Here is a 15103-nt window from a genome sequence, read left to right on the forward strand (position 1 = left end):
CAGCCTGTGGCGAGGGTCGTCTATATAAAACGGCCTCAGTCCAGCCCCAGCTTTTTCAGCCTGTAACGCATTGACCGAAACGACAGGTTCAACCGCTGGGCCGCCGCTGTGCGGTTCCAGCGGGTTTCTTCGAGCGCCTGGAGAATCAGTTTGCGTTCGACGTTCTCCAGATACTGCTCAAGGTTGTCGATTTTCGTCAGGTCCGGCAATCCGGTATCGGCGCTGCAATTGCCATCAGTCAGGCGCAGGTCGCTGGCTTCGATCTGCTTGTTTTCGCACAGGGTGTACGCGCGTTCGAGCATGTTTTCCAGCTCGCGGACGTTGCCCGGAAAACGGTAGTGCTTGAGTGCATCGAGGGCTTGCGGATGGAGATGGACGGCCGGCAAGCCGCTGCCTGCCGCGAGACGCTTGAGTACATGACTGGCCAGCAGCTCGATGTCGTCACGGCGCTCGCGTAGCGGCGGGACGCGCAACTCGATGACATTCAGCCGATAGTACAAATCCTGCCGAAAGCGCCCAGCGGCCACTTCGGCGTCCAGATCCCTGTGGGTCGCACAGAGTATTCGCACATTGATGATGGCTTCCTGCTGTCCGCCGATGCTGCGTACCGCCTTCTCCTGAATCGCGCGCAGCAACTTGACCTGCATTGCCAGCGGCAAGTCGGCCACTTCATCGAGAAACAGTGTCCCGCCGTTAGCCGCCTGGAACAGCCCGGGTTTATCTTCGATGGCGCCGCTGAAACTGCCTTTGCGATGACCGAAAAACTCGCTTTCCATCAAATCGGACGGAATTGCCCCGCAGTTGACCGGCACAAACGGCTGGCTGCTACGTGGGCCTTGTTCATGAATCAGCCGGGCGACCAGTTCCTTTCCACTGCCCGATTCGCCGCTGATGTACACCGGTGCCTGGCTGCGCGCCAGTTTGTCGATTTGTGTGCGCAGGTTGCGCATGGGCACTGAGTCGCCGAGCAGCCGGCGATCGATGGCACTGGCAGCGTCGCCCGCGACCGGCAAGCGCAGGGCGCTGACCACCAGCTCGCGCAGTCGGGTGAGGTTCACCGGTTTGGTCAGGAAGTCGAAGGCCCCGGCTTTCAGCGCGTTGATGGCGGTATCAAGGCTGCCATAAGCGGTGATCATCGCCACAGGCACGTAGGGATGGGTCAGCTGAATGTGCTGCACCAGCTCCAGGCCGGTGCCGTCGGGCAAGCGCATATCGGTCAGGCACAGGTCGAACCGCTCCTGGGCCAGCAACAACCGCGCTTCGCCGACATTACGCGCGCTCAGCGTATCGAGTTTCATTCGGCCGAGGGTGATTTCCAGAAGTTCGCGAATATCCGGTTCGTCATCGACGATCAGGACTTTTTGCCGTGGGCTTGTCTTCAACTTTGTTTCCGTCCGTGAGCAAAGGTGATGCGAAAGCAGGCGCCGCCTTGGCGTGGTTTGAAGTCTAGGCGGGCCTGGTTGCTTTCGCACAGCTCACGGGACAGATAGAGACCCAGGCCAGTACCCTGGCTACTGGTGGTGAAGAACGGTTCGAACAAATGCGCTTGCTGCTCCGCTGAAACGCCGGGGCCATTGTCCAGCACATCCAGGGTTGGAAGCTGACTGTCGGGGTCGATAAACAGCGTGAGCCAGACTTCGGCCTGTTCGTGCGCAAGGGCGCTGTGGCGCCAGGCATTGCGCAACAGGTTATCGAGCACCTGAGTCAGTTGGTCTGGGTCTATCAAAGTGGTGAAGGGGCCTGGACCGGCGTTCAGATGAATCTGTTGGCGATCCGTTGCTCCTTCGCGCACCGTGCACACGAACTGCTCCAGCCACTGCTTCAAGTCGAGCCGTTGCGGTACGACTTGCTGGCGCCGTGAAAGCTGCAGGACGTTTTCTATCACTCGGTTCATGCGTTGTGAATGGTCCTGAATAATCTGCGTCAGACGCCGGTCGGCGCCGATCAGTTCCTCAGACTCGTTCAGCAACTGCGCCGCGTGGCTGATGGCACCCAATGGGTTGCGGATTTCATGGGCAATGCCTGCGGTCAGCCGCCCCAGTGCTGCAAGCTTGAGTTGCTGGGCTTGTTGCGCGACCTGGGCAAGGTCTTCGAGAAATACCAGGGTCTGGCGTTGTTCGTTCAGGCCCAGCGCGATGAAGCTCGGTTGCAGTTCCAGGCCAGTGCGGGCGACTTTCAGGCTTTGTGGGCGCAAGGTCGGGTTGTTGAGCCAGAGTTGCAGGCGCTCGACCAAGGCTGTCGAATAATCGTCGATGAGTTGGCCGTCGAGGTGTGTCTGGCCAAACAGACTCAAGGCGCTGTGATTGGCCAACTGAACCCGGCGCTCACTGTCGAGTACCAGGATGCCGGTGCGCATGCGTTGCAGGATCAGCGCATTGAGCGCTTCCAGGCTGACCACTTCGCTGGCGCGCTGCTGGGCCAGACTCTCGCTGACCTCCAGTTGTCGGGTCAGGCCTTGCACCAGCAAGGCTGCGGCAAAGCACAGGGCGCCCAGGGTGCCGGCTTGCAAGTAGTGATTGGCGCCAGTCGGGTGGCTGCCGCTCAGGGAGAAAGTCAGGGAAATGATACCGATGGCGGCGACTGCCGCGAGCAGCAGGCCGATGCGCCGGCGCAGCAGTGTATTGCCGATCGCCACGGACACGATCAGCAGATTGCCGATGGCGCTGGGGACGCCACCTGCGGCATAGAACAGCACTGATAACAGCAGGATATCAACCAGCGTGAGGCCGAAGATCTGTGCGGGTTGTCTGGGGTTTCCCGCAAATACCACCAGCAGGATATTCAGAATCAGGTACAACCAACTGCCATTGCGCAGCAGGTCGTCGTTGGTGAACTCCAGCAACTGGTTGTCCATGTTGCTGGAGATCAACAGCACCAGAAGGAGGCCGATGCTTAAACGGTAGAGATGATAGAGGCGCAGCAGTCGCTGGGCCTGTTTGTCGCCAGGGCTCGAGATCTCAGCGATCACGTGAACTCGGGCCTTGCTCGAGGTGAGCCTGGCTGCAATACCACTGTTGTTGAAGGCTCAGCGCGCGGTCGCGTGGCAGGTGTACGCCGCAATGGGCGCAGCGAACCATGGGCGGTGCATCGAGTTCGCTGGACGTATGGGAGGTTTCGTCTGGGCGCTTGAACTTGCGCCAGAACCATACTGCTGCAGCAATCAGGGCAATCCAGAACAGTAAACGAAGCATGATGAACCGCTTTGCAATGAATAATCCGGCAGTTTAGCCAAGGACTGGAGAAGCGCACAGCGCAATAAAACGCGGGCATAAAAAAGGGAGACTCGAAAGTCTCCCTTTTTGGTGCCCCAAGGTGTCAGTCGAACACACCGAAGGTCAGGCGGCTGAACCACGAGCGGTCGCTGCTTTTGCCTTCGGCCTCGTGCGGCTGTTCTTCAACCGCATCGCCTTCTTTAGGCTTGAGCTCGGCAGGGATCGCGTCCTTGGCATCCTGGAACTGCTTCATCACGTCCTGGTTGGCGCGGGTTTCGCCCGGCGGCAGCGGTGGGCGGGACTCGATCAGGCCCAGAGTGGCCTTGCTCAGCCACGAACGGTTGTCGGCTTCGGCAACGCGTGGTACGAACTGACCGTCGACCAGGGTCGGGTGGTTCGGGTAGTTGAGCTTCAGGGTTTCGAGGCTGGTGTTGGCCAGTTCGTCCAGGTGCAGGCGCTGGTAGGACTCGACCATCACCGCCAGGCCGTCACCGACCGAAGGGGTTTCCTGGAAGTTTTCCACTACATAACGACCACGGTTGGCCGCTGCAACGTACGCCTGACGGGTCAGGTAGTAGTCGGCTACGTGAATCTCGTAGGACGCCAGCAGGTTGCGCAGATAAATCATGCGCTGCTTGGCGTCTGGCGCGTAGCGGCTGTTCGGGTAACGGCTGGTGAGCTGGGCGAACTCGTTGTAGGAGTCACGTGCGGCGCCCGGGTCACGCTTGGTCATGTCCAGCGGCAGGAAGCGCGCCAGCAGGCCGACGTCCTGGTCAAAGGAGGTCAGGCCCTTGAGGTAGTACGCATAGTCGACGTTCGGGTGCTGCGGGTGCAGGCGGATAAAACGCTCGGCGGCAGACTTGGCGGCCTCCGGCTCGGCGTTCTTGTAGTTCGCATAAATCAGTTCGAGTTGAGCCTGATCAGCATAGCGGCCGAACGGATAACGCGATTCCAGAGCCTTCAACTTGGCGGTGGCGCTGGTATAGCTATTGTTATCCAGATCGTGCTGGGCCTGCTGGTACAGCTCGACCTCGCTCAGGTTTTCGTCGACGACTTCCTTCGATGAGCAAGCAGCGGTCAATGCGAGGATGGCGATCAGCAGCAGGTGTTTCACTTGCATGGCGGCTTGCGTCCCTATGACGGCCGCTGTCTTGGGCGGGGCCGTCCTGTTATGATGAGTGCCCCGTTGAAAAGCCTCGGGGCAAAAGACGCCGTATTTAACCACAAGCGCGCAGCCGAAACCAAAGGCTGTAGCCGACGCCTAGTCTGAGCATGTCCGATAAAATTGAACTTCGCGCAGAGGTGCCGTCCGAACTGGGCGGCCAACGCCTCGATCAAGTCGCCGCACAATTATTCGCTGAGCACTCGCGCTCGCGCCTTTCCGCCTGGATCAAAGACGGCCGCCTGACTGTGGATGGAGCGGTTATCCGCCCGCGAGACATCGTCCACGGCGGCGCCATTCTTGAACTCACTGCCGAGCAGGAAGCTCAGGGCGAATGGATCGCTCAAGACATCGAGCTGGACATCGTCTATGAAGATGACGACATCCTGGTGATCAACAAGCCTGCGGGCCTGGTGGTGCATCCTGCCGCCGGTCACGCCGACGGCACCTTGCTCAACGCCTTGCTGCACCACGTGCCGGACATCATCAATGTGCCGCGCGCCGGTATCGTGCACCGTCTGGACAAGGACACCACCGGTCTGATGGTGGTGGCCAAGACCATTCAGGCGCAGACGCAGCTGGTCACTCAGTTGCAGAGCCGCAGCGTCAGCCGGATCTACGAATGCATCGTGATCGGCGTGGTCACTGCCGGCGGCAAGATCAACGCGCCGATCGGTCGTCACGGCCAGCAACGCCAGCGCATGGCGGTGATGGAAGGTGGCAAGCAGGCGGTCAGTCATTACCGCGTGCTCGAGCGTTTCCGCTCCCACACTCACGTGCGGGTCAAGCTGGAAACCGGTCGTACGCACCAGATTCGCGTGCACATGGCCCACATCAACTTCCCGTTGGTCGGAGATCCTGCCTACGGCGGTCGCTTCCGTATTCCGCCGGCAGCCAGTGTGACCATGGTTGAATCGCTGAAACATTTCCCGCGTCAGGCGCTGCATGCGCGTTTCCTGGAACTGGATCATCCGACCACCGGTAAGCGCATGAGCTGGGAGTCGCCACTGCCGGACGATTTCGTCTGGTTGCTGTCGCTGCTCAAGCAAGACCGTGAGGCGTTCATCGGATGAATGACTGGCTGATTCCTGACTGGCCCGCGCCGGCCGGGGTAAAAGCCTGCGTCACCACCCGGGCGGGCGGCGTCAGTCTGGCGCCGTTCGACAGCCTCAATCTGGGCGATCACGTCGACGACAACCCTGAAGCGGTTGCCGAGAACCGCCGTCGTCTCACCGATCACTTCTCTATTCAGCCGGCCTGGTTGCAACAGGTTCACGGGGTTACCGTGGCCTGTGCCGCTCCGACTGCAGTGGCGACGGCCGATGCCAGCTGGACGGCCACGCCGGGCATCGCCTGTACGGCAATGACTGCGGATTGTCTGCCAGCGTTGTTCTGTGACCGCGCTGGCACCCGTGTCGCTGCCGCTCACGCCGGTTGGCGCGGTCTGGCGGCGGGTGTGCTGGAGGCCACCGTCGAAAGCCTGGCCGTAGACCCTGCCGAGGTGCTGGTCTGGCTCGGCCCGGCCATTGGTCCGAAAGCGTTCGAAGTCGGCCCGGAAGTTCGCGAAGCCTTTGTCCGGCAACTCGCGGAAACCGATCAGGCCTTCGTCCCGAGCCATAACGCCGGCAAGTTCATGGCCGACATCTATACGCTGGCGCGCCTGCGCCTGGCAGCCTGCGGTGTTACTGCGGTTTACGGTGGCGGCTTCTGCACCGTGACCGATCCACGCTTCTTCTCTTACCGCCGCAGTCCGCGCACCGGTCGGTTTGCTTCCCTGGTCTGGCTCGAACGCTAGACTTATCTGATCTGCGTCAATCAAACGCTGCTTGAATCTTCCAGAATTGACCGCATCTAGTGGGGTATCTGGCAGGTTTCTCTATTTAGGTGTGTCCATCGCTCCGGCCTGCTCAAAGGAAGGTGACCAATGCGTATAGACCGTTTAACCAGTAAATTGCAGTTAGCCTTGTCCGACGCCCAATCCCTGGCTGTCGGCCTCGACCATCCGGGTATTGAACCTGCGCACCTGATGCAAGCGCTGCTGGAGCAGCAGGGCGGCTCGATCAAGCCGTTGTTGATGCAAGTCGGTTTTGACATCAACAGCCTGCGCAAAGAGTTGAGCAAAGAGCTCGACCGTCTGCCAAAAATCCAGAATCCCACCGGCGACGTGAACATGTCGCAGGACTTGGCGCGTCTGCTCAATCAGGCCGATCGCCTGGCCCAGCAGAAGGGTGACCAGTTCATCTCCAGCGAGCTGGTGCTGCTCGCTGCCATGGACGAGAACAGCAAGCTCGGCAAGTTGCTGCTCGGTCAGGGCGTGAGCAAGAAAGCCCTGGAAAACGCGATCAACAACCTGCGTGGCGGCGAAGCGGTGAATGACGCCAACGTCGAGGAATCGCGTCAGGCGTTGGACAAATACACCATTGACCTGACCAAGCGCGCCGAAGAAGGCAAGCTCGACCCGGTGATCGGCCGTGACGACGAGATTCGCCGGACCATCCAGGTCCTGCAGCGCCGCACCAAGAACAACCCGGTGCTGATCGGTGAGCCTGGCGTGGGTAAAACCGCCATCGCCGAAGGCCTGGCCCAGCGCATCATCAACGGCGAAGTGCCGGATGGTCTGAAAAGCAAACGCCTGCTGTCGCTGGACATGGGCGCGCTGATTGCCGGTGCCAAGTACCGTGGCGAGTTCGAAGAGCGCCTGAAATCCCTGCTTAACGAGCTGTCGAAGCAGGAAGGCCAGATCATCCTGTTCATCGACGAACTGCACACCATGGTCGGTGCCGGTAAAGCCGAAGGCTCGATGGACGCCGGTAACATGCTCAAACCGGCCCTGGCCCGTGGCGAGCTGCATTGCGTCGGCGCGACCACGCTCAACGAGTATCGCCAATATATCGAGAAGGATGCGGCCCTTGAGCGGCGCTTCCAGAAGGTCCTGGTGGATGAACCGAGCGAAGAAGACACCATCGCGATCCTGCGTGGTCTGAAAGAGCGCTACGAGGTTCACCACAAGGTGGCGATCACCGACGGCGCGATCATTGCGGCGGCCAAGTTGAGCCATCGCTACATTACCGACCGTCAGTTGCCGGACAAGGCTATCGACCTGATCGACGAAGCGGCCAGCCGCATTCGCATGGAGATCGACTCCAAGCCGGAAGTGCTGGATCGTCTGGAGCGGCGTTTGATTCAACTGAAGGTTGAGTCTCAGGCGCTGAAGAAAGAGGACGATGAAGCGGCGAAGAAGCGTCTTGAAAAGCTCCAGGAAGAAATTGCCCGGCACGAGCGTGAGTATTCGGATCTGGAAGAAATCTGGGCTTCGGAAAAAGCCGAAGTGCAGGGTTCTGCGCAGATCCAGCAGAAAATCGAACAGTCCCGCCAGGAACTGGAAGCTGCCCGCCGCAAAGGCGACCTCAACCGCATGGCCGAATTGCAGTACGGGGTGATCCCGGATCTGGAACGCAGCCTGCAAATGGTCGACCAGCATGGCAAGAGCGAAAACCAGTTGCTGCGCAGCAAGGTGACTGAAGAAGAGATCGCCGAAGTCGTGTCGAAATGGACCGGTATTCCGGTGTCGAAAATGCTCGAAGGCGAGCGCGACAAGCTGCTGAAGATGGAAAGCCTGTTGCACCAACGCGTGATCGGCCAGAACGAAGCCGTGGTGGCGGTGGCCAACGCTGTGCGCCGTTCGCGTGCCGGGTTGTCCGACCCGAATCGTCCAAGCGGCTCGTTCATGTTCCTCGGCCCGACCGGTGTCGGTAAAACCGAGTTGTGCAAAGCCTTGGCCGAATTCCTCTTTGATACCGAAGAGGCGATGGTGCGGATCGATATGTCCGAGTTCATGGAGAAACATTCCGTGGCGCGGCTGATCGGTGCGCCACCAGGCTACGTGGGCTACGAGGAGGGCGGTTACCTGACCGAGGCGGTGCGTCGCAAGCCGTATTCGGTGATTCTCCTGGACGAGGTCGAGAAGGCCCACCCGGACGTGTTCAACGTGTTGCTGCAAGTGCTGGAAGATGGCCGTCTGACCGACAGCCATGGGCGTACCGTGGATTTCCGCAATACGGTGATCGTCATGACCTCCAACCTGGGCTCGGTGCAGATCCAGGAACTGGTCGGTGATCGTGAAGCGCAGCGTGCAGCGGTGATGGATGCAGTGTCGACACACTTCCGTCCGGAGTTCATCAACCGGATCGACGAAGTGGTGATCTTCGAGCCATTGGCACGGGATCAGATTGCCGGCATTACCGAGATCCAGTTGGGTCGCCTGCGCAGCCGTCTGGCCGAGCGCGAGCTGAAACTGACGCTGAGCAGCGAGGCGCTGGATAAGTTGATTGCGGTGGGTTACGACCCGGTCTATGGCGCACGGCCACTCAAACGAGCGATCCAGCGCTGGATCGAGAACCCGTTGGCACAGCTGATTCTGGCCGGTACTTTCTTGCCAGGCACCACTGTGACGGCCACTGTGGCGAACGACGAAATCGTTTTCAACTGACCGTTCGCTGCACGGCAATGAAGGAGGCCCCGCATCGCGGGGCCTTTTTTTTCTTAGGGTGTTGAACTGTAAGGAAAAGGCTTGTAAAGTGCGCCCCGCAGTAAGTCACCCCAGCGGTTTCTTCTCCCCAAGGAGAAATCTGAAATAAGTTGCAAATCATTGTCTTGAAAGCAATTTAGGGGGTTGACAGAGGTGCTTAAGATTGTAAAATAGCGCGCCTCAGACACACGAACGCAGCGATGCGAACGGGTCGAAGAGGTGAGGCAAGCTTCACAGTTGTAATTGAAATATGTAGTTCCGTGATAGCTCAGTCGGTAGAGCAAATGACTGTTAATCATTGGGTCCCAGGTTCGAGTCCTGGTCACGGAGCCAATTTCAAACCGGGGTATAGCGCAGTCCGGTAGCGCGCCTGCTTTGGGAGCAGGATGTCAGGAGTTCGAATCCCCTTACCCCGACCATTTTTGGGTCGTTAGCTCAGTTGGTAGAGCAGTTGGCTTTTAACCAATTGGTCGTAGGTTCGAATCCCACACGACCCACCATTTTTGAAACCAGTTAGCGCTGGAATCGAATCTTAAGATCAGAGGCCAAAAGCGCTGATCGAAGAAGGCGCTCTTTTAAAAGGGTGCCTTTTTTTTACCGGGGTATAGCGCAGTCCGGTAGCGCGCCTGCTTTGGGAGCAGGATGTCAGGAGTTCGAATCCCCTTACCCCGACCATATTAAAAATCCTCGTATCGAAAGATACGGGGATTTTTTTTGCCTGCGAGAAAGCGATCTTCTGGGCGACGAAACCAAATGTGGGAGCGGGCTTGCTCGCGAAGAACGATGACTTGGTACATCAGATGCGCCGAGTTGTCAGCTTCGCGAGCAAGCCCGCTCCCACACTGGATTGAGTTAATGCAGCTTCAGGCGCGGTTCAGTGCCGCGACCAATCCTGCTGCCGAGCATCAGCATCGCTGTGCGGAACGGGCCGTATAACGCAACCTGGTGCATGCGGTACAGCGACACGTAAAACATCCGCGCCAGCCAGCCTTCGAGCATTACGCTGCCGGTCAGGTTGCCCATCAAGTTACCCACAGCCGAAAAACGCGACAACGAGATCAGGGAACCGTAATCGGTGTACTTGTACGTCGGCAACGGCTTGCCTTCGATGCGCAGTTTCAACGATTTGGCCAGCAGCGAGGCTTGTTGGTGCGCGGCTTGCGCACGTGGCGGCACGTTGCGATCGGTGCCCGGTTGCGGGCAGGCTGCGCAGTCACCGAAAGCAAAGATATTTTCGTCGTGGGTGGTTTGCAGGGTCGGCAGCACTTGCAGCTGGTTGATCCGGTTGGTTTCCAGGCCGTCGATATCCTTGAGGAAACCCGGCGCACGGATCCCGGCCGCCCAGACTTTCAGGCTGGCCTTGATCTCCTGGCCGCTGGCAGTGATCAGCGCATCGGCGGTGACTTCACTGACGGCTGCGTTAGTCAGCACCGTGACGCCGAGTTTTTCCAGGGTTTTATGCACAGGTCCGCCGATCCGCTCCGGCAGGGCAGGCAGCACCCGTGGGCCAGCTTCGATCAGGGTGATGTGCATGTTTTCCGGAAGAATCCGGTCCAGGCCGTATGCCGCCAGTTCGTGGGCCGCGTTGTGCAGTTCCGCCGCCAGTTCGACGCCGGTGGCACCCGCGCCGACGATGGCCACGCTGATCTGTTGCACCGCATCGGATTGCCCGGCGTGGGCGCGCAGGTAGTGGTTGAGCAATTGCTGGTGGAAGCGCTCGGCCTGTTTACGGGTGTCGAGGAACAGGCAGTGTTGCGCCGCGCCCTGGGTGCCGAAATCGTTGGTGGTGCTGCCGACCGAAATCACCAGCGAGTCGTAAGCCACTTCGCGTGCCGGCACCAGTTCCCGGCCATTTTCATCGTAGGTAGCAGCCAGCTGGATTTTTTTCTGTGCGCGATCGAGCCCGCTCATGCGCCCCAGCTGGAACTCGAAGTGGTTCCATTTTGCCTGGGCAACATAGTTGAGTTCGTCTTCGGAAGAGTTCAGCGAACCTGCCGCCACTTCATGTAACAGCGGTTTCCAGATGTGCGTCAGGTTCGCGTCGACCAGCATCACACTGGCCGTGCCACGCTTGCCCAGAGTCTTACCCAGACGGGTAGCCAACTCCAGACCGCCGGCGCCGCCGCCAACGATGACAATACGATGAGTCATGGGGATATCTCGCAAGGCTAAAGGAAATCGGTGCAATTACCCGAGCGAGCGCCACGCTGCTCATAGCGTCAGGTAACTGATAAGTCGGCTCACAAGGCCCAGGCCAATGGTCACTGCCAATACCACCACGAGGAGCATCCACGGCCGGAAAGGCCGGCGCTCGACTCGGTTCTGGGACAGTTGCAGATACTCTTCGACATGCTGCTGGTCGTCGGGTTTCAGGCGGCTGGTCATGATAAGCCCTCGTCAGGTAGACGTTGCTAAATGTATAGAAGCTACAGCAGGGGCGCCAACAATTGCTGTCGTGGGTTCACAAGCTGATCCCGACGTCGAAGAGGATGCTGCGTCCCAGGTTACCGCGCAAAAAGTCCGGTGCATCCGGGTGAGCGAACAGCACTCGAGCGAAGGTCGGGCCGACCAGCGACAGCGAGCGCCACCCCTGGCGCAGGTATTCGGTGGGCGGCGGGAAATGGCTGTTGAGGTCGAGCACTTCGCGCTTGAGGCTGGCGAAGGCGATGATGTCCAGTTCGCCCAGGTCCATCCCGCGTTCTTTGTAGTTATGGGCTTTTTTGCGCAAGGTCGGTGCCAGTCTCAGCAAGAACTCGTTGGCTGGAATACGCCTGGGCTTGGCTTCGCGGCGCACCAGTTGGCTCAGGGAGAATGCACTGCGCCGGCGTTGCAGCTCGTCGCGCCACTCGTCATTCAACCGTCGACCTTCGTCGAGCACGAAGAACACCTCGAAATTCGCCTCGCGAAACAGTACATCCGGCGGTTCACCGGCGGGGGTGAATTCGTCGACGCGGTAGGGAATGTTCAAGCCTTGCAACAGGCGTTGGCAAACCCAACGCTCACGCTCCCATTTGCGGGCATTGGAAAGGAACGCGTTGGCTTGCTCGGCCGCGATGGTCAGCAGGCGCAAATAATCTGAGTCATCCATAGGCCAAGCTTAGCGTTCAAATGCGATCGCAAAGAAGACAGTTTGTCGGAGAGGAAAAACTTTCCCGAGTCTTCATCGTTGCAAGCATCCGGCGATTTTCCTCCAAGGCCCGGTCCAGGGCACTGCACAAAACGGATAGCGATCTGCACAAAGCGGATATTTCCGCGCGCCAGACGTCCCTACCCTCGGCTTTACGGACGTTTACCGCGTTACCGAAGCTCTTAAAAAAACAACAACAAGAGAAAAGATGCCATGCGCACGATCGACGTACATGAGGTTATCGACAACGCACGCTTCAACCGTTTTCACTGGAGGGTGCTGTGCTGGTGTGCCCTGATCATCATCTTCGATGGTTACGATCTGGTGATCTACGGCGTGGTGCTGCCGATGCTGATGAAGGACTGGGGGCTGAGTCCTCTGCAGGCAGGTGCATTAGGCAGTTATGCATTGTTTGGCATGATGTTCGGGGCGCTGTTTTTCGGCCCGCTGTCGGACAGGATCGGCCGCAAAAAAGCCATCACCCTGTGCGTGATGCTTTTCAGCGGTTTTACCGTACTCAATGGTTTTGCCGGCAACCCTACTGAATTTGGCATTTGCCGGTTCATCGCCGGGCTGGGGATTGGCGGGGTGATGCCTAACGTGGTGGCGCTGATGAACGAGTACGCGCCGAAAAAGATCCGCAGTACCCTGGTGGCGATCATGTTCAGCGGCTACTCGGTGGGCGGCATGCTCTCGGCCGGGCTGGGCATCGTTCTGATCCCGAGCTTTGGCTGGCAGTCGGTGTTTTATGTGGCGATTGTGCCGTTGTTGCTGTTGCCGCTGATCATGTATTTCTTGCCCGAGTCGGTAGGTTTCATGCTGCGTCAGGGCCGCAATGAACAGGCGCGCAAGGTTCTCCAACGGGTTGACCCGGCTTATGTTGCGCACGCCACCGATCAACTGCACATGACCGAAGTAAAAGGCCGCGGCACCCCGGTTTTACAGCTGTTTCGTGAAGGTCGGGCGATGCGCACGCTGATGTTGTGGCTGGCGTTTTTCTGCTGCCTGTTGATGGTGTATGCCTTGAGCTCCTGGCTGCCGAAACTGATGGCCAACGCCGGTTATAGCCTGGGTTCGAGTCTGTCATTCCTGCTGGTACTGAACTTCGGTGCCATCTTCGGCGCGGTCGGCGGCGGCGTATTGGGTGACAAACTCAACCTGCCGAGGGTCTTGGCGGTGTTCTTCAGCATCGCCGCCGTATCCATCACCTTGCTCGGCTTCAACAGCCCGACGCCGGTGCTCTACCTGCTGATCGCCATTGCCGGTGCCACCACGATCGGCTCGCAGATCCTGTTGTATGCCTGCGCCGCGCAGTTTTACTCCATGGCCATTCGTTCCACCGGTTTGGGCTGGGCCTCGGGTATCGGCCGCAACGGGGCCATCGTCGGCCCGCTGCTGGGCGGTGCGTTGCTGGGAATCAGTCTGCCGCTGCAACTGAATTTCATGGCGTTCGCCTTGCCGGGGGCGATCGCCGCCATCGCCATGGCCGTGTTCGCCATCAGCTGCCAACGCAGCAGCAAAGGCCTCGCCTCGAGACTGGTGCCGACCAGCGTCTGACTTCCACCACCCGCATCGCAACGCTGCGGGTGGCGCACGCCAACCTGTCGATCAATAACAATAAGAGAAAAGCGATGAAACAGATTCTCCCCACACTGGGTTCAGCGGTGTCCCTGACGGTCGTCTCGGGTTTTTCCAGTGGCCTGATGGCTGCCGAGGGCGGCTTTATCGAAGACGCCAGCGCCACCTTGCAGGCGCGCAATTACTACTTCAGCCGGGACTTTTCCGACATTGTCGGGGCCAACAAACAGTCGAAGGCCGAAGAGTGGGCCCAAGGCTTCATCCTTAACGTCAAATCCGGTTACACCCAAGGCACTATCGGTGTCGGCGTGGATGTCATTGGCTTGCTCGGCCTCAAGCTCGACAGCAGTCCGGACCGGGTCAATACCGGGCTGTTGCCAGTACAGAGCGATGGGCGGGCGGCGGATGATTACAGTCGTCTGGCCGGCGCATTGAAGCTGCGTTACTCGCGTACCGAGTTGAAGCTCGGTGAGTTGCAACCCAACCTGCCGGTGCTGGCCTTCAGCGATATTCGCTTGCTGCCGCCGACCTACCAAGGGGCGAGCATCAGCTCCAACGAGATCAACGGCCTGACCTTGCAGGCTGGGCATTTGAGTTCGACCAGCCTGCGCAACGAGTCCGGCGAGCAAAAGATGCAGGCCATGCTCGGTCATGTGCCGCAGCGCCAGGCCAGCAGTGACGGTTTCAACTTTGCGGGCGCCGATTACGCCTTCAATGACAAACGCACCTCGGTCAGCGCCTGGTACGGGCAACTGGAAGATATCTACAACCAGCGCTTCCTCGGCCTCAAGCACAGTGAACCGTTGGGCGACTGGACCCTGGGCGCCAACCTCGGGTACTACGACTCCCATGAGGACGGCAAAAAATTGCTGGGTAACATCGACAACCGGGCGTTCTTCTCCTTGCTCTCGGCCAAGCATGGCGGCCATACGTTCTATGTCGGTTATCAGGGGATGTATGGTGATAGTGCCTTCCCACGAGTCTTCGCCAACATCTCGCCGCTGGGCAACGAGGTGCCGACCTACGAGTTTGCCTACACCGACGAACGCTCCTGGCAGGCGCGCTATGACTACGACTTCGCCGCCCTCGGGGTGCCTGGGCTGACCAGCACTGTGCGTTACATCACCGGCAACAACGTCGACACCGGCAAGGGTTTCGAAGGCAAGGACCGCGAACGCGATCTCGATCTCGGTTATGTGCTGCAGAGCGGCACCCTCAAAGGTCTCGGGATACGCGTGCGCAACGCCGTGGCGCGTTCCAACTACCGCAGTGATATCGACGAAAACCGCTTGATCCTCAGTTACACCTGGACGCTGCTATGACCGGCGCGCAAGAACGCCGGCCGCGCAAGATCGGTGCAGGTTTACTGTTGATGAGCGCTGGCGTGGGCGCTGTGATGTTGGCCTGGGGCGATAACGAGCGGCTGCTGCTGGCTGGCGGGATCAACCTCGCATTGCTGTTCGCTGCGGCGCTGTATCGTCGACAGCCACCGGTGA

The 15103-nt window shown here is 59.4% G+C and carries 12 protein-coding genes and 4 tRNA genes; 9 read left to right on the forward strand and 7 right to left on the reverse strand.

The genetic code is table 11. The features are described 5' to 3' along the window. Nucleotides 1-35: 35 nt before the first annotated feature. From AC3WK5_RS06375 to AC3WK5_RS06390, 4 genes are all read right to left on the reverse strand, one after another. Nucleotides 36-1382 (reverse strand): sigma-54-dependent transcriptional regulator, encoded by a 1347-nt coding sequence (locus AC3WK5_RS06375; RefSeq protein WP_103319400.1) that lies wholly within the window; start codon nt 1380-1382, stop codon nt 36-38. Continuing rightward, a complete protein-coding gene (locus AC3WK5_RS06380) occupies nt 1379-2968 on the reverse strand; it encodes a sensor histidine kinase (protein ID WP_103319398.1) in 1590 nt (529 codons plus the stop codon). Before AC3WK5_RS06380 ends, AC3WK5_RS06375 begins: the two co-directional genes overlap by 4 nt. Then, nucleotides 2958-3191 carry a PP0621 family protein gene (locus AC3WK5_RS06385; RefSeq protein ID WP_054595528.1) on the reverse strand — a complete coding sequence of 78 codons (234 nt, stop codon included), beginning with the start codon at nt 3189-3191 and terminating at the stop codon, nt 2958-2960. The genes AC3WK5_RS06380 and AC3WK5_RS06385 overlap by 11 nt, the downstream gene beginning before the upstream one ends. A 124-nt stretch (nt 3192-3315) precedes the next feature. Further along, nucleotides 3316-4332, reverse strand: coding sequence for an outer membrane protein assembly factor BamD (locus AC3WK5_RS06390; RefSeq protein ID WP_054595529.1), 1017 nt, complete (start codon nt 4330-4332; stop codon nt 3316-3318). Between the two features lie 152 nt (nt 4333-4484). On the opposite strand from AC3WK5_RS06390, the gene rluD reads away from it, so the two are divergent. From rluD to AC3WK5_RS06425, 7 genes are all read left to right on the forward strand, one after another. After that, the gene (gene rluD, locus AC3WK5_RS06395) at nt 4485-5447 is read left to right on the forward strand and encodes a 23S rRNA pseudouridine(1911/1915/1917) synthase RluD (RefSeq protein ID WP_054595530.1); all 963 of its coding nucleotides are present in this window, start codon (nt 4485-4487) and stop codon (nt 5445-5447) included. Next, on the forward strand, nt 5444-6169 hold the full coding sequence (gene pgeF / locus AC3WK5_RS06400) for a peptidoglycan editing factor PgeF (RefSeq protein WP_103319397.1): 726 nt from the start codon (nt 5444-5446) through the stop codon (nt 6167-6169). The genes rluD and pgeF overlap by 4 nt, the downstream gene beginning before the upstream one ends. Nucleotides 6170-6298: 129 nt before the next feature. Next, nucleotides 6299-8863, forward strand: coding sequence for an ATP-dependent chaperone ClpB (gene clpB / locus AC3WK5_RS06405; RefSeq protein WP_103319395.1), 2565 nt, complete (start codon nt 6299-6301; stop codon nt 8861-8863). A gap of 296 nt (nt 8864-9159) precedes the next feature. Next, nucleotides 9160-9235: transfer RNA gene (locus tag AC3WK5_RS06410), tRNA-Asn, on the forward strand. A 9-nt stretch (nt 9236-9244) separates the two neighbouring features. Further along, nucleotides 9245-9321: transfer RNA gene (locus AC3WK5_RS06415), tRNA-Pro, on the forward strand. 5 nt (nt 9322-9326) lie between these two features. Continuing rightward, nucleotides 9327-9402, forward strand: a tRNA-Lys gene (locus AC3WK5_RS06420). A 98-nt stretch (nt 9403-9500) separates the two neighbouring features. Further along, nucleotides 9501-9577: transfer RNA gene (locus tag AC3WK5_RS06425), tRNA-Pro, on the forward strand. A 177-nt stretch (nt 9578-9754) separates the two neighbouring features. Here the strand turns inward: AC3WK5_RS06425 and AC3WK5_RS06430 are convergent. From AC3WK5_RS06430 to AC3WK5_RS06440, 3 genes are all read right to left on the reverse strand, one after another. Further along, on the reverse strand, nt 9755-11053 hold the full coding sequence (locus tag AC3WK5_RS06430) for an NAD(P)/FAD-dependent oxidoreductase (protein WP_103320200.1): 1299 nt from the start codon (nt 11051-11053) through the stop codon (nt 9755-9757). A gap of 60 nt (nt 11054-11113) precedes the next feature. Further along, nucleotides 11114-11287, reverse strand: coding sequence for a DUF3094 family protein (locus AC3WK5_RS06435; protein WP_054595534.1), 174 nt, complete (start codon nt 11285-11287; stop codon nt 11114-11116). A 76-nt stretch (nt 11288-11363) separates the two neighbouring features. Beyond that, nucleotides 11364-11990: a DUF1780 domain-containing protein gene (locus AC3WK5_RS06440; protein WP_054595535.1), complete on the reverse strand. Its 627-nt coding sequence runs from the start codon at nt 11988-11990 to the stop codon at nt 11364-11366. Between the two features lie 252 nt (nt 11991-12242). Here AC3WK5_RS06440 and AC3WK5_RS06445 point away from each other — a divergent pair, with 252 nt between their 5' ends. Together AC3WK5_RS06445 and AC3WK5_RS06450 are read left to right on the forward strand one after the other, a co-directional pair. Next, nucleotides 12243-13586: an aromatic acid/H+ symport family MFS transporter gene (locus tag AC3WK5_RS06445; protein WP_103320198.1), complete on the forward strand. Its 1344-nt coding sequence runs from the start codon at nt 12243-12245 to the stop codon at nt 13584-13586. Between the two features lie 74 nt (nt 13587-13660). Then, a complete protein-coding gene (locus tag AC3WK5_RS06450; protein WP_103320196.1) occupies nt 13661-14929 on the forward strand; it encodes an OprD family porin in 1269 nt (422 codons plus the stop codon). The last annotated feature ends 174 nt before the right edge of the window (nt 14930-15103 follow it).

The sequence above is a fragment of the Pseudomonas sp. FW306-02-D09B genome, assembly GCF_058782685.1.